Annotated in this window: 17 protein-coding genes; 4 read left to right on the top strand and 13 right to left on the bottom strand. The window is 54.8% G+C overall.

Translation table 11 applies throughout. The annotated features are described in order from the left end of the window. Positions 1 to 23 precede the first annotated feature (23 nt). From CRO08_RS08470 to CRO08_RS08490, 5 genes are all read right to left on the bottom strand, one after another. Entirely contained in the window at positions 24 to 1,079 is a 1,056-nt protein-coding gene (locus tag CRO08_RS08470; RefSeq protein ID WP_097035886.1) for a macro domain-containing protein, read from the bottom strand. Then, on the bottom strand, positions 1,079 to 2,302 hold the full coding sequence (glgA, locus tag CRO08_RS08475) for a glycogen synthase (RefSeq protein WP_097035887.1): 1,224 nt from the start codon (positions 2,300 to 2,302) through the stop codon (positions 1,079 to 1,081). The genes CRO08_RS08470 and glgA overlap by 1 nt, the downstream gene beginning before the upstream one ends. 81 nt (positions 2,303 to 2,383) lie before the next feature. Beyond that, complete coding sequence (locus CRO08_RS08480) at positions 2,384 to 3,652, bottom strand: esterase (protein WP_097035888.1); 1,269 nt, start codon at positions 3,650 to 3,652, stop codon at positions 2,384 to 2,386. 111 nt (positions 3,653 to 3,763) lie between these two features. Continuing rightward, positions 3,764 to 4,330 carry a GTP cyclohydrolase I FolE gene (gene folE, locus CRO08_RS08485; RefSeq protein WP_073116020.1) on the bottom strand — a complete coding sequence of 189 codons (567 nt, stop codon included), beginning with the start codon at positions 4,328 to 4,330 and terminating at the stop codon, positions 3,764 to 3,766. A gap of 19 nt (positions 4,331 to 4,349) precedes the next feature. Next, the gene (locus tag CRO08_RS08490; RefSeq protein WP_255252298.1) at positions 4,350 to 5,840 is read right to left on the bottom strand and encodes a glycoside hydrolase family 5 protein; all 1,491 of its coding nucleotides are present in this window, start codon (positions 5,838 to 5,840) and stop codon (positions 4,350 to 4,352) included. Between the two features lie 144 nt (positions 5,841 to 5,984). Between CRO08_RS08490 and CRO08_RS08495 the strand changes: the two genes are divergently transcribed. Beyond that, positions 5,985 to 6,632, top strand: a complete 648-nt coding sequence (locus tag CRO08_RS08495; protein WP_097035889.1) for a CatB-related O-acetyltransferase — start codon at positions 5,985 to 5,987, stop codon at positions 6,630 to 6,632. Positions 6,633 to 6,643: 11 nt separating this feature from the next. Here CRO08_RS08495 and CRO08_RS08500 read toward each other — a convergent pair whose 3' ends face one another. From CRO08_RS08500 to CRO08_RS08510, 3 genes are all read right to left on the bottom strand, one after another. Then, positions 6,644 to 7,234 carry a nitroreductase gene (locus tag CRO08_RS08500; protein ID WP_097035890.1) on the bottom strand — a complete coding sequence of 197 codons (591 nt, stop codon included), beginning with the start codon at positions 7,232 to 7,234 and terminating at the stop codon, positions 6,644 to 6,646. A gap of 1 nt (position 7,235) precedes the next feature. Beyond that, a complete protein-coding gene (gene argA, locus CRO08_RS08505; RefSeq protein WP_097036320.1) occupies positions 7,236 to 8,594 on the bottom strand; it encodes an amino-acid N-acetyltransferase in 1,359 nt (452 codons plus the stop codon). 79 nt (positions 8,595 to 8,673) lie between these two features. Beyond that, positions 8,674 to 9,657, bottom strand: coding sequence for an FKBP-type peptidyl-prolyl cis-trans isomerase (locus CRO08_RS08510; RefSeq protein ID WP_097035891.1), 984 nt, complete (start codon positions 9,655 to 9,657; stop codon positions 8,674 to 8,676). Between the two features lie 266 nt (positions 9,658 to 9,923). Between CRO08_RS08510 and CRO08_RS08515 the strand changes: the two genes are divergently transcribed. Further along, on the top strand, positions 9,924 to 10,157 hold the full coding sequence (locus tag CRO08_RS08515) for a hypothetical protein (RefSeq protein WP_141398293.1): 234 nt from the start codon (positions 9,924 to 9,926) through the stop codon (positions 10,155 to 10,157). Positions 10,158 to 10,244: 87 nt separating this feature from the next. Further along, on the top strand, positions 10,245 to 11,084 hold the full coding sequence (gene folD, locus CRO08_RS08520; RefSeq protein ID WP_097035892.1) for a bifunctional methylenetetrahydrofolate dehydrogenase/methenyltetrahydrofolate cyclohydrolase FolD: 840 nt from the start codon (positions 10,245 to 10,247) through the stop codon (positions 11,082 to 11,084). A 3-nt stretch (positions 11,085 to 11,087) separates the two neighbouring features. Here folD and CRO08_RS08525 read toward each other — a convergent pair whose 3' ends face one another. The 5 genes from CRO08_RS08525 to CRO08_RS08545 all read right to left on the bottom strand — a co-directional run bounded on the left by CRO08_RS08525 (position 11,088) and on the right by CRO08_RS08545 (position 17,862). Continuing rightward, positions 11,088 to 11,858 carry a lysoplasmalogenase family protein gene (locus CRO08_RS08525; RefSeq protein ID WP_097035893.1) on the bottom strand — a complete coding sequence of 257 codons (771 nt, stop codon included), beginning with the start codon at positions 11,856 to 11,858 and terminating at the stop codon, positions 11,088 to 11,090. Between the two features lie 77 nt (positions 11,859 to 11,935). Further along, positions 11,936 to 12,274: a hypothetical protein gene (locus CRO08_RS08530; RefSeq protein WP_141398294.1), complete on the bottom strand. Its 339-nt coding sequence runs from the start codon at positions 12,272 to 12,274 to the stop codon at positions 11,936 to 11,938. A 26-nt stretch (positions 12,275 to 12,300) separates the two neighbouring features. Beyond that, positions 12,301 to 14,847, bottom strand: a complete 2,547-nt coding sequence (locus CRO08_RS08535) for an FISUMP domain-containing protein (RefSeq protein WP_097035895.1) — start codon at positions 14,845 to 14,847, stop codon at positions 12,301 to 12,303. A gap of 12 nt (positions 14,848 to 14,859) precedes the next feature. Then, positions 14,860 to 16,833, bottom strand: coding sequence for an FISUMP domain-containing protein (locus tag CRO08_RS08540; RefSeq protein ID WP_097035896.1), 1,974 nt, complete (start codon positions 16,831 to 16,833; stop codon positions 14,860 to 14,862). Positions 16,834 to 16,878: 45 nt separating this feature from the next. Beyond that, positions 16,879 to 17,862, bottom strand: coding sequence for a bile acid:sodium symporter family protein (locus CRO08_RS08545; RefSeq protein ID WP_097035897.1), 984 nt, complete (start codon positions 17,860 to 17,862; stop codon positions 16,879 to 16,881). 126 nt (positions 17,863 to 17,988) lie between these two features. Between CRO08_RS08545 and CRO08_RS08550 the strand changes: the two genes are divergently transcribed. Continuing rightward, complete coding sequence (locus CRO08_RS08550; RefSeq protein WP_097035898.1) at positions 17,989 to 21,744, top strand: exodeoxyribonuclease V subunit gamma; 3,756 nt, start codon at positions 17,989 to 17,991, stop codon at positions 21,742 to 21,744. Positions 21,745 to 21,748 lie beyond the last annotated feature (4 nt).

Consider the following 21,748-nt stretch of genomic DNA (forward strand, 5'->3'; position numbering starts at 1 on the left):
CGTTTTTGAGCGATTTTTGGCAGTTATACGCCTAGAGTCGGCAGCCCGAACTTGAAAAGCATGTTATTGATTTCCCAGATATCGTACATTCCGCGCTCGATAAAGTACGAAACGACCAGGTCGCCCCTGTTGGAGGGCGAAAGCGCGAGTTCCGCGCGGGCGAGCAAGTCCTTTGTCTCGTCCATGTTCAGGTGGAGCGCGATGGCAAGCGCGAGGGCCGTCTTCTTGGTAGGCTTGTACTTTACGTTGCTGCGTATCTTGGAAAAATGCTTGCGGTCGAGATTCGCCTTCTTGTATACATCCACGTCGTCCAGGTTCTTTTCGTGAATGAGATTGAAAAGCTTGTCGCAGAAGGTTTCGCCGGGTTTCGCGAGAATGTCATCGAGGGAAATGGAGCATTTTTCAGCCAGATTCTCCACACATTCAAGATTGCGCGGCGATTGCAAAACCAGTTTATCGCATTCTTCGGCGGGCCATTCTTCATAATCGGGAGTGTTGCGACCTTGCCAGCGCCGCCTTGCATACCTGCGCACGTCGCCGTATTTATCTTGTACGTAATTGTCGTCGATAAACGCCTGGATGTCGCTGTACAAATCCTCGGAAACTTCGAACGCCTTGCGGTCAAAAACCACGAGGGTCACCAGCATTTCGTTTGTCTGCAAGAACTCGCCGATGGCCTGCGTTGCAATCCTTACGGCATAATCCTTCGGGAAACGGAACACCCCGCTGGAAATAAGCGGGAAGGCGATGGATTCGCACCCCAGTTCCTTCGCCATCTCAAGGGCATTACGGTAGCAGCCCGCAAGCGCAAGCATTTCGCCGGACTTGCCGCCCATCCACTTGGGGCCCACGGTATGGATGATGTACTTCGCGTCTAGCGCGAACGCGGGCGTCACCGCCACCTCGGCAACATCCAGCGGGCCGACCTGCTCGCGGGCCTTCAGCAAATCCTCGTGGCCTGCGGCCTCGTAAATCTGGTATTCGGTACCGCCCCCGCAAACAGGTTGCCTATTCGCGGAATTTACGATGGCGTCGGCCTTGACCTTGGTAATGTCGTTGCGTACAATCTCGAGGGGCATTACTTACTTTTCTTGTAGCGCTCGATGCATTCCTGGTAAAAGTCGTACGTCTGCTTGGCGATAGACTTCCAGCTGAACACATCTACGGCACGCTTGCGGCTCACCTCGCCCATCTTCTTCGCAAGTTCCGGGTCTGCGAGAACCTTGTTTAGCTTGTTCGCAAAGTCGGTCTGGAAGGCCTTCGGGTCGGCAGGCTCGAAATCCGTCTCGGACACGTGCTTGAGCGGCACCAGGAATCCGGTTTCGCCGTCCACGATAATCTCGGGAATCCCGCCCACCGCAGAACCCACCACCGGGGTCCCGCAGCTCATCGCCTCGAGGTTGATAATCCCGAACGGCTCGTAGAGCGAGGGCGTGGCAAACACGGTCGCATGGCTGTAGAGCACGCGGAGTTCCTCATGCGGGACGGCTTCCTGAATCCACACCACGCCGTCGCGGGTGGCCTGGACCTTTTCGATAAGCGACTTGCATTCCTCGGCGAGTTCCACCGTGTCGGGAGCACCCGCGCAGAGCACCACCTGTGCGCTCTTGTCGATTTGCGGAATGGCCTGGATAAGCTGGCTAATGCCCTTCTGGCGCGTAATGCGGCCCACGAACAGCACGTAGGGGCGGTTCGGGTCCACGCCCCACTTCTCGAGGATGCCCGCATTGAACGTCGGCGCGTAGAATTCCGGGTCGATGCCGTTGTAGATAACCTTCACACGGTCCTCGGGCACGCCGTAAAGCTTCATCACGTCGCGCTTCATGCCCTGGCTCACCGCAATCACGCCATCGGCGGCCTCGTATGCGGTGCGTTCGATCCAGCAGCTCATGGCATAACCACCGTCACCGAGCTGTTCCGCCTTCCACGGGCGGTGCGGTTCCAGCGAGTGCGTGGTAAGGATAAGCGGGCACTGCAGCAGGCGGCTCGCGAGCACTCCACCGAAATGGCTGTACCAGGTGTGGCAATGGATTACGTCGATATCCTTGAGGGTAGCGGCCCACTGCAGGTTGATATCGAGCGGCTTGAAAATCTTCTGGAAGCGGTCATCGGCCGGGTCCAGGCCCAGCTTGCGCGAAAACCCGATTGCACGGACATTGTCCTCGTCCACATCCTGGCTCCCGAAGCAGCGTGCCTCGATGTGGCAAAGCTTTGCGAGTTCCTGCGTAAGGAACTTGACGTGGATACCTGCGCCGCCGTAAATTTCCGGCGGGAACTCGTTAGTAAGAATAGCAGCGTTCATGAAGGAACTCCTTTTACACCAATAATTATACAAAAACACCCCGCCTGTGGGGCGAGGTGCTTGGAGTGAGTGTGGAAATTCCTAGAAGTTCTTGCACTGGCCCTTCCACTTGCCGGGCTGGCCAACGATAGCGCCATCGATGTACTTGCCGCTCGTACCGACGAAGTCATCCTTGCGCCAGTCTTCGCCACCGAGGTGCCAACGCATCCAGGCAACCGTAGCAGCCATGCCGCCCCAGGGTCCCGAACCGTGACCCCAGCCGCATTCACCGTTATAGCATTCATTGCCCTGGCCGCCCGTCATCTTGAGGAGGCAAGCCGGAATCCTGACGTTATTGTTGTTGTAGTCGCCTTCGGCGTTCGGGCGTTCCATGCCGCCTTCACCGTAGACGATTGCAGCAGTCTTGCCCTGAGGGACATTCGTCAGTTCCGCATGGTTGAACGCGCCGCTGTTGTTGAGTACGGCAGTAATCACGCGTTTGTCGTTAATGAGCATCTTTTCGGACTGCAGGCCGCCCATGGAGTGGCCGGAAGCGCCAACCTTCGTCATGTCGAGCTTCTGGTAAAGCGGGTCACTCGGATTATTGTTCTTATTCTCGAGCCAGTTGAGAGCGGGAATACCGCGGTTCGTGCCATCCGGAGATTCGCTGGTGGCAACCACCACGAAACCGTGGGAGGCAAGGCGGCGAATGATACCTTCATAGTCGTTGGGGCTGGAACCGCCACCGGGACCCCACAGGATAACGCCGTGCTTCTGGTCGTTGGAGAGGCGCTTCGGGTAGCAGAGGACACCGCCACCGTTATCGGCGGTATTCCTGATATATTCAACTTCCATGTAGTTCTTGTTTTCGTCGGTATCGGTCGCAAGGAATATTCCGGCGGGCTTCACTTCTTCGCTGGAAGAAGAAACGACCTTCGCTTCGCTAGAGCTAGATGCGGGTGCAACCTCGGCACTGCTTGCCGGATCGACGGTAGCACTGCTGGTCGGGTCGACAGTTGCGCTGCTCGTTGGGTTTGCAACCGGATTTGTTCCGGGGCCGCAAGCATCGGGCAGGCTGGAAGACAAACAGGAATCGTCGCCGCCAACGTCGACATTGCCGCCAAGCGGGTCAACGACTTCGCCACCTAGCATTTCGGTAGAGCTGCTGGATGCGAGCGTGGGATCAACGACACCTTCACCACCAATGGCAGGGTCGGCCATGCCCGAGGAACTGAGCGCGGCAAGCGGATCGTTCGGGTCGTATTGCTGCTGGGCAGCGGAAACGGTAGATTCGTCGCAGTTGACAACGGCAAGGGCGGCGCCAACAACAACGAGGCCCTTCGCCAGATTCTTGAAGAATCGAGATTTCATTGTATTACTCCTTGATTTACTCCGTAACCGCATATAAAGATACCTTGCAAAAAAAGGAAAAACTCGCGGTTTTCGCGAGTTTCTATGGACAATAAATCCAAAAGGGGCTGTTTACCGGGGGGCGTAGATGCGCGACATGAACTCGGCGCGGGTCTTCTCGTCGGTCTTGAACCTGCCCAGAAGCTGGGTCGTGACCATCGTGGCACCGGGCTTCTTTACCCCGCGCATGGTCATGCACATGTGGGATGCCTCGAGCACCACCGCGACTCCCTTCGGATTCAGTTCCTTCTGGATGAGTTCGGCAATCTGGCGGGTCATGCGTTCCTGGATTTGCGGGAAGCGGGCATAGAATTCAACGACGCGCGGAATCTTGGAAAGGCCCACCACGCAGTCGCCCGGAATGTAGGCCACGTGGGCCTTGCCCGTAAACGGCAGAAAATGATGTTCGCACATGCTCGCGAACTCGATATCCGGCACGATAATCATCTCGTCGTACTTCTCGTGGAAACGCGTCTTGAGAATGTCTTCAGCACGCATCTCGCCCGAAAGGCCGGTCATGAGTTCTGCATACATCTTCGCGACACGCTTCGGCGTATCGAGCAAGCCTTCGCGGTTCGGATTCTCGCCCATGCCGGTGAGAATCATCCGGAAGCCGTCTTCCATCATCTTCAAGTTCATGCGGGCAAAGATAGAAAAATTACCGGATATCAACCCTCACCAAGGCGCCAGCGCCCTTGGCAATATATATACCATGCGGAATGTTTTCGAGCGACATGCCGTTTATCGCGGTGCGGACAAGCGTTCCGTTCAGGTTGAACAGCTTGATTTCGCCCGCAGATTCCAGGCGGTTGCCCACGCGCAGAATCCCGGGGGTCGCACGCGCCAAACCCTCACCCAACTGCGCGCCGTTCACGATTCCCGTCGTTTCGCCGCCGGCTTTGAAATTTTCCACATGCGTAATGCCATTGTTCACGTAGTCGCCGAGCCCGTAGGCGCTGCGCATAATCTTCAGCACATCCATGTCGAACACGGAGCCGTCCGGGGCAGACTGCCTGCGGATAATGGTCATGTTGTTTTCGCCCTCGTGGCCCGTATCCCAGGCGATGGGCACCACCTTGTTCTGTTTCGCGAGCTTCATCACGGCGTCGTAATAGGCAAGGCGGCCCTTGCGGTGCTTCGCGTAGTTATCGCCCGTCAGCACGCCCACGCGGTCGTTCGCGCCGAACTCTCCGATAATCACGGGCACGCCCTTGTCCACAAAGTTCGTCTTCATCTTGCCGAACTGGTCCTGAATCTGCGCGCTGGTGCACTTGTCGCCCATCGCGCCCGCCCAGGCGTTGTAACCGCAGTTGTGCACGATGTCTGCACCGGTTGCGAGGTCATCGCCCCAGTAGTATTGCGGATAAACTTGCGCGCCCCAGTCGGCAATGTCGTTCATGAGCGTGTAGGTGTACGGGTCATAAAAATGCACCTCCACCATCAGGCGGTTTTCAGTCACGTCCTTCGGGAGTTTCGAAACCGGCATCACCTCGGTCGTGCGGTCGATACTTGTGGAAGGCCCCTGGATTACAAGAGTACGGCTCGCATTGTTCCCGCCCGTCGCGCGCACGGCATCCACGAACGTCTGGTGGTACACCATCAGGATTTCCGTCTCGTGCCTGTAATTGTCGTCGGTAGTCGCGGGCTCGTTCGCGCTCGCAAAGAGCAGGTTCTCGTTATAGTCCTTGAAACGCGTCGCAATCTGCGTCCAGTAGCCCTTCTGCTTCGCGTTCACCTCGTCCTTCTTTTCGTCCTTCAGATTCTCTTCGAGCCAGCCGCCATCCCAGTGGATGTTCAGGACCGTCACGAGGCCTGCGCGCATGCACATGTCTACGACCGTCTGCACCGAGTCCATCCAGCTTTCGTTAATGACGCCGTTACTCGCGTGGCTGTCCCAGGCGCAGGGAATGCGGATGGTGCTGAACCCCGTCGCCTTCACTGAATCGATGTAGGCTTCTGTCGGGAACTTGTTGCCCCAGCCCGTCGGGTTGCCCGGAACTTCCATCGTGTTGCCGATGTTTATCCCGAAGCCCATTTTGTTGAACATTTCGCCCGCAGTCGGGAGCGTTTCGGCATTCGCGAGCACAGCAAGCGACGCCACGGAGAAGGAAGCGGCCAGCGCCGCAGTCCTGAGTCTGCTTTTAAGCATAACATCCCTTTAAGGCGCGAAGGCGCCTTCACTTCAAACAACACTTGAAATATATATGGATTTACGACCCGCAGGCACCCATCCGGATGCATTTCCCGTTGACAAAATGTCAACCACGCGCACAAATAAATGTATTTTAGAACTATGACAACGCCAAAGAACATTCCCGACCCGATGGCAGTACACCCGATTGCGGGCTACGACAAGGAAATCTACGTGAAGCCGACGCTCAAGAATCCGAACATAGTCGTGGGCGACTTCACCTACATTGCCGACAGCGAGTTCGAAAGCCACGTGACTCACTTATACCCGTGGACCAACGACAAACTGATTATCGGCAAGTTCTGCCAGATTGCTGCGGGAGTGGAGTTCGTGATGAACGGGGCAAACCACCAGATGAACGCGGTCTCGACTTTCCCGTTCTACACGCTCGCAGGCTGGGACATGAAGGCGCCCGCACCAGCGGACATGCCGCTAAAAGGCGACACGATTATCGGGAACGACGTGTGGATTGGCCAGAACGTAACGATACTCCCCGGAGTACATATCGGCGACGGTGCGATTATCGGTGCAAGCAGCGTCGTTGGCAGCAATGTGGAGCCCTACACGATTGTCGCAGGAAACCCGGTGCAATTTATACGCAAGCGTTTCGACGAAGAACTCACAAACCTGATGCTCGAATGGCGCTGGTGGGACAAACCCATCGAAGAAATAAACTCGCTTATCCCGGTACTCACGAGCACCGACTTGACAGAAGTCAAGAAGAAAGTTAAGGAAATGCTCGGGAAATAGCCCGGCACTAATTACACGAACACGACTTCGTTGCCGGTGCGTTCGGTGATATTCCGGTTCGGGAGTCCGCTCTCCGTATCGGCATAGCCAATAGCGACGGAGGCGTACACGCGTTCATCATCGCGCAAGCCAAGGCCGCGCAGGTATTCGAGGAGCGTCGGGTCTTCGTTCAGCCACTTGAGCTGGTTGATGTAGCAACTGCCCAGGTCGAGCTCGTTCGCCGCAAGCATCATGTTCTCCACAGCGCAGGCGACATCGGCCATGTTGTTGCCGTAGTCTTTCTTGTTCGCGACCACAATCAGCACAGGCGCCGTATAGCAGAAGGAATAGTTCCCCTTGCGGGCGAGCGTGATGGAATTCTTGAGGCTCTTGTACAGGTCTTCGCGGAGTTCCATCTTCGCGAACGCGGCCTGCACCAATTCCTTGAGTTTCGCAATCACCGAAGCATCCGAAATCACGAAGAAATGATTCGTCTGAGCGTTGCCGCCGGTAGGGCCAAAGCGCCCCGCCTCGACAATCTGCTTCAACTTCTCGAGTTCCACAGGCTGTGCCTTGAACTTGCGAGTACTGCGACGCGTGCGTATTGCTTCGAGTGTGTTCATACTACTTGTCCAGCGGGAGCACGAGAATACGCGAGTTGCGCTTCTGGTTGTAGTGGTCACGCTTGCTCTTGGGCAAATCCTCGACCGTACCATCCTCGAATCCGAAGTGGTAGAACCAGTCGAGAGCCTGCGTGGTCAGCAAGAACAGCTTACTGTAGCCTTTCATGCGCCCGACAGAAATCAGGTGCCGCACGATGGCGTCGCCGATGCCCGACTTGCGGTAGTTCGCACCCACCGCGATGCCCGCAACTTCGGCCATCCCGTCTTCGAACTCGTGCAAGGCGCCACAGCCGTGAATGCTGTTGTCGATGCTGTACACCACGTAATCCTTGAGCTTCTCAGAAATGCTTTCCTGCGTACGCGGCACCAGGTAGCCCTTCGCGATGTAGTCCTGCATGATGCGCAGGATATCCGGAATATCCTCGATGTTCGCGGGCCGGATACTCGAGTACTGGTTCGCGTACACCATGGTACCGTCGCCCCGCGCGCTGAATACTTCCTGCAGCACGCTGCCCTGGAATTCACCGCTCAGCAAATGCACGCGGTTCGCGCCCGCCTCGCACGCCCGGATAGCGTTCATCAGGTAGTCCATCTGCGCAAAGTCGAGCACGTCGGAATTGAGTTCCAGGAGTTCCTTCGCCTGGTCCACATCCAATGCAGAAATCACACCCGAGTCCGTCGGCTCCAGGTACTTCGTGTTCTTGCCGGTCACAAGCCCCTTGAGCTTGATGCCGTTCTCGTTACCGATAAAGAACAGCTTGCCCACCTGCATGTACTTGCAGATTTCGGTCGCGAGTTCCGTAGAACTGATATTGTAGGCATGCCCGATCTTGTTCCAGCCGATAGGCGGAATGATAGGCACGAAATTCTCGTCAAGCAGCTGCTCCAGGATATCGCGCTGGATCCGCTCGATCTTTCCGGTGCGCATGTAGTCCACTCCGCCAATCACGCCAAGGCTCCGGGCCAGCACCCAGTTGCCCTGGATACCGCTCAGGCCGCTCGCCGTGAGGTGGCTCATGATGCGCTGGGCAACCCCGAGACTCGCCTGCTCAATGAGGGGCAGGGCCTCCTCGCTCGTAAGCCGGACGCCACCCTCGAACTTGCTTTCAAGTTCCCAGGCCTTCAACTGCGCGTCGATACTGTTTCGCGTACCCGGCACGATAATGATGCGGATACCCGCCTTGTGCAGCAGGGCGATATCCCGCATGAGCACGGGGAACAGCGGATGGTCCATCAGGCCGTCGTCAATCTTCAAAACGAACAGCTGGCCCTTGAACCGGTCCATATAGCCGAACACTTCCCGGATGAATCCGGCAACTTCGAAGTGCTGGGAATAGAAATCGGACGCAGTGTTATTCATGACCATAAACATAAAAAAACGCGACCCCGTCAAGGGCCGCATCCACAAATTTTAGCCTTTTCAGGCCTGCAATTTCGCGTTACTTCTTCGCAGCGGGCTTCTTTGCACCCTTCGCGGCAGGTTTCTTGGCACCGGTTGTCGAGTTTGCCGAAGCATCGGCGGGTTCGGCCTTCTTGGAATCCTTTGCCTCGGCAGGTGCAGCAGCGGGGTCAACAGCCTTAGCGGCGGCAGTATCGGCCGGAGCAACGGCGGCATCGGTTGGCGAGCCCGTCGAACCATCGACAGCCGGGGTTTCCGCGTACACCTTCAGGAGTTCCACCTCGAACACGAGGAGCGCATTCGCGGGGATCATCGGCGGGACGCCCGCCTCGCCGTACGCAAGCGCGCTCGGAATCCAAGCCTTCACCTTCATGCCTTCCTTCATCACCTGGAGCAAGTCCTGCCAGCCCTCGATCACGGCATTCACCGGGAACTCGAGCGGTTCGCCACGTTTAACGCTGTTGTCAAATTCCGTACCGTCCAGGAGGGCGCCAATGTAGTGGACCTGCACCTTGTCGCTCACCTTGGGGGTAATGCCCGTGCCTTCCTTGATAACCTTGTACTGCACGCCCTTCGTGGTAACCTTCACCGTGGAATCCAGCACGTTCTTCGCGAGGAACTGCGCCTGCTCCTCAAGCGACTTCTGGGCGGCAGCCTTCGCGTCGGCCTCCTTCTTCTGCTGCATCTGCAAGAGCAGGCCCTGGAGCGCCTTTTCCGCCGTAGTATCATCCATGAGAACCTTGCGGGTCGTGTCCACCTCGTCCTTGATGGCGGCGATAATCACGTCCAACTTGAGGGGAACGTTTATGTTGGCAATCGCCTTGCCGAGGTCCATACCCAGCGCGTAGCTGTAGCGGTCGACCGTGCTATCGAGGGAAACCTTCACTTCGGGAGCAGGGGCGGGTGCAGCCGCGGGAGCGGGGGCCGGAGCCGGGTCCGTCGCGGGGGCGGCATTCTTGTTCCCGCCGCAGGCAAGCAGGGCGGCGCAGGAGGCTGCAAGGAGGGTAAAGCGGGTCAGATTCATGGCGTTCCTTTCCGTAGTGTGATGTTCAACACACAAAAAATTAGGAATTTTCGTTCCAGTAGACCAACTTTTTCGGGCAAAAACGGGCATTTCCCAGTGCAAGTTTGGACAAAACCCGCTTTTTCGCACCATTTCGGGCATTTTTTACCCGATTTGTGAGGTGATTCACATTATGGACAATTTGTAAACGCCAAGTTACAAGAATACTTGCATTCCATGTAAAACGTTTCTATTTTTATACACGAGGGATGGAAAGAGAGAATAACATGAATAGCAACTTTATGAATATAGTGGCGAAAGCCGCCGAAAATAAGAGCCTATTCGACTCCTCTGTCGAAAACATCAAGGTCGCACTTGATGACTCCATCAAGGTATCCACGCAAGCCGTTCCGCACATGGCGCCCAAGTCCGGATCTACCGGCTGGCTCCCCGGCGCGCTATCGTACCCGTGGGCAATATTCTGCCTGGTCATCCCCGCCATTCTCGACGTGGTCGTGTAAAGCAACCCCTGCCATCCAGCGCAGGGTTTTCTTTTTATTTCTATCTTTACTCCGTAATTTTCGCGCATCCCGCGCACCGGAGACATTATGGCAGCACTCATCCTCGACGGCAAGGCACTCGCCAAGACCACTGAAGAAGAACTCAGCGCCCGCGTGGCAAAACTCAAGGAAAAGACGGGCAAGACCCCCATCCTCGCCACCATCCTGGTGGGCGACGACCCGGCGAGCGCCACCTACGTGAAGATGAAGGGCAACGCCTGCGCCCGCGTGGGCATGGAAAGCATCCGCGTGGTACTCCCGAAGAACACCACCACCGAGGAACTCCTCAACAAGATTCAGGAACTGAACGACAACCGCGACGTGCACGGCATTTTGCTGCAACACCCGGTTCCGCGCCACATCGACGAACGCGCCGCGTTCGAGGCCATCGACGCCCGCAAGGACGTGGATGGCGTGACCTGCCTGGGCTTTGGCCGCATGGCGATGGGTGAACCCGCTTATGGTTGCGCGACTCCCGCAGGCATCATGCGCCTCCTGAAGGCATACAACATCCCGCTCGCGGGCAAGCACGCCGTTGTGGTGGGCCGTAGCGCGATCCTCGGCAAGCCCATGGCCATGATGCTCCTGAACGCGGACTGCACAGTGACCATCTGCCACAGCAAGACGCAGAACCTCCCCGAATTTGTGGGTCAGGCCGACATCCTGGTGGGTGCGGTCGGCAAGCCCGAGTTCATCAAGAAGGAGTGGCTCAAGCAGGGCGCGGTCGTGGTCGACGCCGGCTACCATCCGGGTGGCGTGGGCGATATCGAGAAGGGTCTCGACGACGTGGCGAGCGCATACACCCCGGTTCCGGGCGGCGTGGGCCCCATGACCATCAACACGCTCATCTACCAGAGCGTGGAAAGCGGCGAAAAGTACCTGGGATAAGCTCTACGCTTTCCTCTTATACCCGCTCAGGCCCAGCAGAATCAGGGCCGGCGTGTAGAAGTACCACACAAAGTTATTTGCAACCGTAGCGACAATTTCTTGGACGCTATGGTCATCGCCCGTAGCAAGGGAAATTCCGACGCAGGCATCGCAGCAGAAGAACAGAATCATGCCGCGCTTGATATTCCGCGCGTTCTTTTCGGGGAAATACCCCATCTTGGGCACCTTGCACGCGACAATCAGCGAGCAGATGAGGAAGGCGCCGTAGGTGGCGACAATCGGGACAGTCGGCCCCTCGAAAATGCGGAACAGGTGCAGCGCATTCGCGACGAACATCACCCCGAACGGGATGCACAGAATCCACGGGGAACTCTTGTCCGTGTCGCTCATACGCGTATGGCGGTAAATGAACAGGGCCTGCACCACCATGAAGAAGCAGATACCAAGCAACGTGTAGTCGCTGCGGTGGTCCAGAAAATGGGAGTAGTTGTGCAGAATCTTGAGGCAGAAATCTGCACACAGGGCCATCGCGAAACCGGCCTGCAAGAAATTGCGGTCCCTCCGGCAGAGGCAATTTTTGCCGATAAAGAACACGATGACCGTCATGATGGCAGTAACCGCGAACTTGGCGATATTCTGGTAGTTGCTGCTTTCGACGAGGCACTGTTCAACGGCGCCGCAACGGTAGAACACAAGCCAGTCCATCACGAAGAATGTTATCATGAGGATGCCGACGATAACTAAAAGCATGGTGATAAGTTTTTTCTTGTTCATACAACTCAATATAGGCAATTTATGCCTAACATGCAACAAGAAAATTGCAAATAACGTAATTTTTACAACTACGTAGGCTAGCGCCTGGTGCGTTCAAGTTCGACCGCATCGGCTTCGGCGGAATTGGGCGAGAGCGTGTTCTTCATGATCTGACCGACATATTCCGCGCCAATACCAATCAGCGTTCCCGTGAGGGAATCGTTCGAATAATTGAGGTCCATCGCGGCCTTCGCATCGGAAGTCGCACGTTCGTTACGCAGGGTCGCGCTATCCGAATAAACTAACGGTCTGTTCTTCGTCGCCCCCGGAATGACGACCGAATCGACGGCATCGTTCTGCGCGGAAGCCTTTTTTTGCACGAGTTGCGCAAAAGGAAGCGACACGCACAACAAAAGACACGCTAAAACAAATTTCATACGGACAAATATAGTTTTTGCAAGAGTTACTTGTCCTTGACGCAACGTATTCCAAAGCGGTAACGGTCACTATCAATGGATCTCTTGTAGACGTTCTTGCGCACGCTATTGACTCCGTTCGAAGACATGATGTAGTAGTAGCCCTTCTTGTTCTCGACATCTTCTGCACCAATGCACGCCACGGCCTCGTCCCTGACATTGACAATATCGTAGCCGGAATTATCCTGATAGCAGGTGTTCGGAATAACACCTAGACCGTACTTGTCGGTACCCTGGTTGTATGAAGGCCACCTGAACGTGTATCTCAAATCAAGGGCGTATGTCGCCGAATCGTTCGCACGGACAAAGGCAAGCAGGCTATCCCAATCCGCAGTGGTCGAGATATGCCAGCCATCCGGGCAGAGGGGGTCTATGACAAGGGAGGTGAACGGGAACGAGTAGTGCAGCCCGTAGATGTCGCAGGAATCGCGCTTGCAGGTACTATTTTCCGATTCGTACTTGAGGTTTTCCGCCATCCATGTTGTGCCGTTGATTTCTATGGTCCTGTATTCATGGCCATCGCGTTCATCGACAAGCGTACCGTACGTTCCCTTATACCCGTACACCACTTTTTCTTCGCTCACGCAGCGGACATTTATCTTCACTGCGCTATTAAACCTCTGCTTTGCGACATATGCGGTATCGCCGATACCGTTACCATGATAGATGTCAAGGATGTACGCAACGGAATCATTGTATTGCGTACCAGACCATATATAGCCGCTTTCCATCTCGGTATTAAAATTGCCATTCCAAACCTGATAGCCCGCAGTTACGAACGAAAAACCAGAAGCGTTGTTCCCCTTATATTTAGGATTCTCCGCCGAGACAAGGTTATAGGTACTCTTATAAGGAGCCCCGATATATACTAGGGTATCCAGTTCTTCCTTTGTGGGTAGGCGCCAGCCTGCGGGGCAGGCCGTCAAGGCATCTTCATACCCATAGAACTTTCCATAGCGCACACACGAGAATGTCGTGTTTCCGTGATACCCTCCAAAACAGACACTGCTGTCCGTCTCGAAATTCAGGTTCTCCGCCATCCACTTGGTATGCCCGATGTTTATGGTCTTGTACGTCCTGTTATCGCGGCTGTCGGTAAATTCCCCGTACTCGAGTTCAGGGTTCATGTAACTCAAGGTATCGTCCTCAAGGCGGCCCTTCATGCAGAGCAGCCCAGACACATTCGCGGTATCGTCATCGAATACAGCCATATTCGATCCCTTCGCAAATAAGACTCTACCCAGAATCTTCCCTTTTTTAGAGCCTCCAACAAAGAAACTTGCACCCTTGTCATCCGTGGGTTTCATGCCGACACCAAACGCATCGAGGGCATAATCGTCGCCCCACCCCTCCTGCGCCTTGAGCGTGTACCCGGCATAACAAGCCCCTCCGACAGTATATAAAAAATCATTCCATTCACTTTTAGTGGGAATGTGCCATTCAAAGGGGCATGCCTTCTTGCCATTTTCCTCAAAGAGTAAATAAAATGGACCATAGTCAGTAGTGTGCCCGTCAAAACTATGCGACCATCCTGAAACATAGATACTGCCGTCGTCTTTTAACCTACTTCCACAATTATTTTCTCCTCCTTTATTGCAGGCCTGCGTGCTAATAAAAGATTGTACTTCAACGCCGTTACATGCCTTGCGGTCTTCGCCACGAACACCAAATGTAGCCTGCGGTCTAGTTACATCGGGTATCAAATCTCCCTTTATACATCGCAACGAAGCGTGCATTGTATCTTTTGCGGGGCCATAGTCATCGACATCCCTATAGGAGAACCTAATCATATCAGGCCGACCTGACGACCATTGATCAGTCGTAAAGAAATCCAGGGCTGCCTGGTCGTTTCTCTCCGGGACAGCGATCGACAATCCGTACGCATCTATCCCCTCATAATACTCATTATCCTTGGAAAACAGATACGGAGCCAAGCCATCCCAATCATTGAATGTAGGTGACGACCCATACAACTTATCGAGTAGTTTTTTCCATTCCGATTCAGCCGGGATTCTCCATCCATCTGGGCAAATTCCCTGTAGAGGCGGACTGCACATCTTCCCGATTCCACAGAACGATTTAGTAGAATCAATAACTTCTGCCCACGTATATTTTCTTCCATACTTGGTGCAGTCCTCGTTATCGCCCTTATGGCAACCGCGGCTAGATGCCGGCGCATAGTTCAGGTTCTGCGCCATCCAGGTTTGTCCCTCAATGGTAACGGTCCTGTATTCATGTCCATCGCGCTTGTCGGTAAACGTTCCCTTCTCAATCTTAGAGACGTCGTAGGTGTATCTCGACGAAGAGGACCCCGCGCTAGAAGATGACCCGCCGGAACTGGAACTGGAGCCCTTCTTGCTGGAACTGGAACCGCTTTTGGATTCGCTAGAATCCTCATCGCCGTCGGAATCACTCGAATCGTCTTCCAGGGAGGAACCGTCGCCACGGGCGATAAAGCCGGAATCGTCGTCGCCACAGGCAAGAAACACCTGCGTCAAAACCACAATCAAGCCAATCGAAAAAAGATGCTTCATGTTCCCTCCTACTTAATCGTCGTTCTTTACGCAACGGACAGAACTATGCCTATGCCGGGAACTGTTGTCGTAACTTCCAATGCCCGTAAAGCTCGCGCTCATGGTAATTTCAGTGTGTAAATGGTATCTTGGCGTGGCGGCAAAATACGCCCTGGAGCCCCAGTTGTCAAAAGCCCACCCCATATTCGAGGAATTAAAGTATATGCCGCAGGGCAATGCCGAAAAACCTACAGGGTCCTTGTCCGGGACCGACTTGCCCCACCCCTGCCTAGACCTCAGCATATCAGCAGTCTTGTCTGTAGCGCTGTTATAGTATTCCGTAACGATATGCTCAAATTCATCCATACTGGGGATATGCCAACCGTCGGGGCAAATGCCCTGGTGCGGGTCTACAATCATCGCCTTCGCCGTAACGGAATCCAAAGATTCGTTGAGGTTCATGACGGCAGCCCAGTCGTACAGCCTTCCGCACACATCGCAGTGCGCTTCCTTCTTGCTATTGCAGATGTGGCCGCCGCTCAGGTTCGCAACAAGCGTACTGTCCTCGTCTTCCTTGTTCTTGTAGCCCTTGAAGTTCAGGTTCTGTGCCATCCATACCTTGTTCCCTATTTTCACAGTCGCGTATGTCTGCCCATCACGCGGGTCGGTCATAGTCCCGTAGTCGATATCCGGATTGAGCCGGAACTTTACCGGGACGTCAATTGACCATTTATGAGCATCAATCCACGTTCCCTTCCCATTGCAATAATATTCAAACTTAGAGGCGCCAATAACCGTCTTTTCCGTATTCCCACAGGCGGGGAAATCCAGCTTGTACATGTCCCTTTCCATAACGGTAGAACGGTCCCAGTTCTTTCCATCGCAGGTATAGAAACCGGACGAGGAGGTATCGGAAGCGACCCTGAAGACATCCCCTGCACGCTCCGTAGTGCAGGCGCCGCGCCCACTGACCGTATCGAAGAACTTTATCAGGTTTACCCTTATGGGGTCACGGTTCACATGCCTAACATAGACATCCCCCAGGCAACCTAAACCGGTACAGTTGTAGAACGTGCTGGCTAGTTCGGAAGCAAGTTCATCACCCAGTACAAGCGTTCCCTCTGTAACAAATGCATCCGACCAGAAATCAATCCGCAGTGTACTTCCCAACCCAGTGATGGATTCTACCGTCGCAATTGTTGCCGCCCAGTACCCACCTTCCGTCTCGTCATGCAGCACATCAATCCTTTCCAGGTCATGGAAGGCCTCTTCGACATAGAAGGCCTTTCGCAAGTCGCTTTCCGCCTGCGCCTTGGCTTCGTCAAACGACAAGCCTTTTTCGCGCACCAGGTACTTTACCCTCTTGTAGATAAAGTTCATCGCCGAATTCACATACAGGGAATCCACCCCCTTCAGGTTGACAACCGCATACTCGTCTACGTAGTACCTTATCGTAGAGTTCGTGCCGTCATTCACCTTAACGTGTATCTCGGCGTACTCGATATCTTCGGGGAGCCCCCGGACACTGAACCGGTACTCCATAGAGTCAATCTTTCCCACGTACGAAACCGTAGAATCCACATATTCCAGTTTGCTTGTCAGCGCACGTACCTCGATGGTAGGCATTACCACATGCCCGACAAAGCCTTGGTACACGCCCGCAATCGCCTTCCCGGGAATATCCTCGTAAGCGGTGGAAGAGGAACTTGCACGCGATGAACTGGAGGAGTTTCCGGAAGAAGAACTACGTACACTCGAAGAACTGGACGAGCGGGAGGACGAATAACCGGACGAAGACCCGTCGCCGCTGGAACTCGAGCCTTTCTTGCTGGAACTGGAACCACTCTTGGAATCAGCAGAATCCTCGTCACCTTCGGAATCGCTTGAATCGTCTTCCAGGGAGGAACCGTCGCCACGGGCGATAAAGCCAGAATCGTCGTCACCACAGGAAGCCATGACGAACAGGAACGCCAATACAAGAATCTGCAGGAGCAATTGTTTTTTCATAACCCGAAGTTTCCTCCTACTTATTATAACACAATAATAAATAATTTACCGGTCACGGCGCGCAAAGAACTCCGCGACAATCGTGCCGCTTATGGAATGGTACGCGCAGCTGATGGCACACGGGACCACGCAAATCGCAGCCTCCGGGTGTGCCGCCACGTTCTCGGGGTTCGCGAAGAAGGCAGCCGCAAGCACGGTCGCCATGCCCGCATTCTGCACGCCCACTTCGATAGCGATGGTGCGCTTCTTTGCGGTATTGAACTTGAAGATGCGCCCGACGGTATAGCCCAGCACGTAGCCGAGCCCGTTGTGGAAAAACACCACCGCAAGCACGAGGAACAACAGCGAAAGCCCGTTCGTAAGCAGGTGCGGGCGCACCGTCACGATGACACCGCCCACGATCAGCGCAAGGCCAATCACGCTAACCGCAGGCATATTCGCACGCACTTCCTTGAACACCGGGTTCTTGCCCAGGAAATAGTTGCAAATAAAGCCAACCAGAATCGGCGCAACCGTCACGTACAGGATATTCAGGAACATCCCCTTCGCGTTCACGTCGATGCTCGTATCGGCAAGCCAGAGCACGAGCAGCGGGGTCATGAGCGGGGCAAGGAGCGTCGAGACCATCGTCATGCTCACGGAATACGTCACGTCCCCTTTGGCAAGGAAACTCATCACGTTGCTCGAGACGCCACCCGGGCAGCAACCCACGAGAATGATGCCCACGGCCAGGTACGGGTCGAGCCCGAAAACCTTGGTGAGGGTGAAGGCCACCAACGGCATGATGGTGTACTGCGCGCACGCCCCGAGCAGAATGTGGAGCGGCTGCTTCATGAGGTTCTTCACGTCGTCGACGGTGATGGTAAGGCCCATGCTGAGCATGATGATGCCCAGGATGATGGAACTCGTGTTGCCGTGAACCCAGCCGAACGCGACCGGGAGGAAAAAGGCGACCACCGCGGCGCCGATGACGACCAGAGATGTATAGGTAGAAAGGAAACGGCTGATAGCCCTGATAATCTTGAGCATGTGCAAAATATAGCATTGTGGCGGGTCAGTGGCTCCCCATTTTACAAAACCGCGCCAATTGACGATATAATAAAAGAATTTTCGGATTGTCATTTTACTGACATTTTTTTTGAGTATATTAAGCCTATGCTACATCTTAAATTTGCATTGAATCTGGAACATCTCGCCGACGAGATGATCGACACGCTCACAGCCGCCTGGACCGACCCGTTCAACGCCCCGGTCGTGATATTCCCGGACCCGAAACTGGAACAGTGGTTTCGCCTGCGCTGGATGAAGAAGAAGGGCGTGCTCGCTAATTTGAATAAGAGTACCATTGACAGGTTCCTGTTTGATATTCTGGTGGGGGAAGGTGTCGTCAAGGACAAGGAAGGTAAAACAACCCGCCTCTGCAAACTCTCGGCGGATATCCTGATGAACGTGATTCTCGCCTACCTGACGAGCGAAACGGACGGTATCCCGAACTACAAGCGCATCGACGACGAAGTGACCCGCTACCTCACGAACGCGAACGACCCGGAGGGAGGACTTGACGAAAACCACCTGTTCGATTTTGCCCTGAAGATGGCGTCACTCTTCCTGGAATACGAGACGAGCCGCCCGAGCGGCTTTGCAAAAAATGCAAATGGCGATGTAGATGGCATTCTCGACCACTGGAAAGCGGGAAAACTGCAGCCGTTCTTTGCGAATTTCAACGGCAAGCTCGCGGGGCGCGAGGCATGGCAGCAAAAGCTGTATTCGGCCATTTTCCACAAGCAGGGCGACAATGTATCGCTGTTGACCCGAGCTTTCAAGGAAATGTCCCAAAAATTGCACGAAAATCGGAATTACCTTACCATCCCGTACCTCTTCGAGGCTCTTGAAAACGGTAAATTCAACGAAGAAAAACTTCCGCACGGTAACAACGGCAAGGTTCTCCCCGTCTTTATCTTCGGACTTTCGGGTATGGGGCAGTTCTACCGCGTCATATTGCAGAAATATGCTAGCGAGCACGACGTGTACGCGTTCATCCAGAATCCGTGTATGGAATTCTGGGAAGACGCGTTTACCGCCCCTGAGAAGATTTGCAGGAATTGGGAAGTTTCCAAGACCGGTGAATGGAAATCGGGTACCGGCGATGCCGCGCACATCAGGGACAAGATGAAAATCATGGAAACGGGAAATCCCGAATCCGGCGACCCGACGACGGACATCGAGGATATCTCCGAATATGCTGGCAACGGCACGCAACCTGCAACGCAACCGGCAGAAAACGACCTGCTCGTAAACTGGGGCCGTTCCGGACGCGACAATATAAAACTCTGGTGCCAGGCGACCAACTACGATTTCGACTTCAACGGCATTTTCGACAAGGACGGCGGCGAAATTGAATTGCCGCAAGACACCCTCCTGCACAAGGTACAATACGCCGTCGCACATCGCGAAAACAACATGGACGGTCTTGAATCCTGCGCAGGCGATGGTTCCCTCGACGTGACCGCGGCACCGACCCGAATCCGCGAGATCGAGAACCTGCACACCCAAATCTGCAAGCTGCTCAGGAAGGGCGCACGCGTCGAGGATATCCTAGTGGTATCGCCCTGCCTCGACGATTACCGCACGGCAATCAACATGGTGTTCGACCAGAGCGAAAAGATGCGCATCCCGTTCTCGATAGTCGATTCGCCCGCAAGGAGTTCCCTGACCGAAAATGCACTCGCGAGCCTGTTTACCGTCCTTGACCAGAAGGGGATTTCCAGGCCCGACTTCTTTGCGCTGGTCCGCAATCCCGTTGTGCAGGCGGTCCGCAAGATTACCAACGAGGAGGTGGACGCCTGGCAGAACTGGGTATCCGAAACGAATACGTTCCGCCCCCGCGACAAGCAGGATGACTGGGACAAGGTCAAGAACCGCCTGCTGATGGCCCAGATGACGACATACGACGTCAAGTTCAAAGGCGATACGCTCCGGCCATTCTCCGACATGGCCTGCTCCGACAAGGCGTCGCTCTGCAAGTTTATCGACTGCATCGAAACGCTCGAAGATTGGGTGCAGTTCGGCAAGAACAAGTGCAGCGACCTGGACGAGCTCGCAGAACATCTCGACAAGTGGATTGCCATGCCGCACGTTCCCGATGCACTCAAGAGCGAATCCATCGTCTACAGGCGCGTCGCCGACGCAATTGCGCTTCTCGGCTGGCAGAATGCGGCAGGCCAGAACGAAATCTCGATGAAAATCGTGGAACAGACCCTCCTTACCGCCGCACAGGGAACCGAATACAGTTGCGGGAACATTTTCGTGAACGGGATTACCTTCATGAAGTTCGCCCCGAACCGCACTCTCCCCGTAAAGCACCTGTTCTTTATCGGCGCCGACGCGATGTCATTCCCGGGGGCAAAACAGCACAATACGCTCGACCTGCGCAAATCCTGCAGGCCCTGGCCCGGTGACGATTCGCCCGTACTCAAGAACCGCTATGCGTTCCTGTGCCAGCTCATGAGCACGGGGGAAGGTTTCCACCTGAGCTACGTGAACAAGGATATCAAGAAGGATGCGGAACTGTACCCGTCGTCGGTGGTAAACGACCTGCGGAAATTCATCGCCGTGGAATGGAAGGAAACGGAGATTAAGCTCGACGAGACGCGCGATGTAACCGAACTGTTCACGCCCAAGAGCCTGCGCAACAAGGAAGCGTACGAATGGATGCGCCTCTCCGAAGAGGAACACCAGGAAAAAATCAGGAAACGCCGCAGGGAACGGCTCGGAAAACTGGACAAAAACAAGCAGAAGGAATACCTGGTGCGCATTCCGGAACGTGTGGGTTTCTACACGCTCGCAAGCTTCCTGAAAGACCCGTTCCAGTTCCGCATTTCGCTGATGCTGATTGACGAAGATGACGAGGATGTCGAGAAGGAACTTTTTGAACCCGTCTATTTTGACCATCTGGATACAAGCATTGTGCTGAAGAAGGCGCTGGCCGCCGAACTTTCGGGAGAATCGGAAGAACTCGAAAACTTCAAGAAAGACCTCGAACTGAAGGGAAAGACGCCTAACGGCGAATTCGGGACAATCCAGTGGCAAACCATCGACGCCAAGAAAAAACTGATTCTGGACCAGATGGGTGGCACTCCCGAGGCGCCCGGCCTCGTGCAGAACATTCAGGCAAACTGGTCGTACGGCCAGAAAATCCAGGATTTGCAATTTGCACGTACCGACGGTTCCCAGTGGCTCCTCTCCGGCAAGCTGGACTGGAGCAACGCAAAGAAAATCGAAGACGTGACGGAAATAATCGAGGTCAGCTCGACTAGCAGCAAGAACGAAAAAATTTCCTTCGACAAGTACATGTCCCCCTATATCAAGGCGCTCGCCGTCATTGCATACAAGGGCTCCGCCAAACCCGAACTTGAAAATACACCGCAGACAATCGGCATTTCCATCTATTCCTGCGACAAGGAGATGAGCGGCCCCGCAAAGACGAGCGTAATCATGACTCCCGCAGACGCCCGCAAGAAAATCGAGACCATATACGCCACCGCGTTCGGTGACGAGGCGACAAAATCCATGCCGTTCAGCAAGGCTGTCCCTGCCGACCTCATCGGTGAACTCAAGGAAAAGAATATCTTCAGCTATGCCGAAAAACTCCTGGACGATTCATGGAAGTATTTCGACAAGAAAAGCCTATTCAACCCCTTGACCGATGTCGGATTCTCTCCCGATAATTTCGCAAGTGAATGGGACGAGGCGACCGATAAAATGAACAGGCTCATCGCCATCAAGAAGTACGTAAAGCCAAAAGAGCAGAACAATGCGGCGACAACAAGCAAGCCCGCAACAGACAAGACGGCTACGGCTAAAACCGCCGCCAAGAAGACTACGGCAAAGAAAGGCAAGGCAAAGGAGTAGAGGT

Origin of the sequence: Fibrobacter sp. UWT3 (genome assembly GCF_900230125.1) — a bacterium.
In the GTDB taxonomy this organism is placed as follows: domain Bacteria; phylum Fibrobacterota; class Fibrobacteria; order Fibrobacterales; family Fibrobacteraceae; genus Fibrobacter.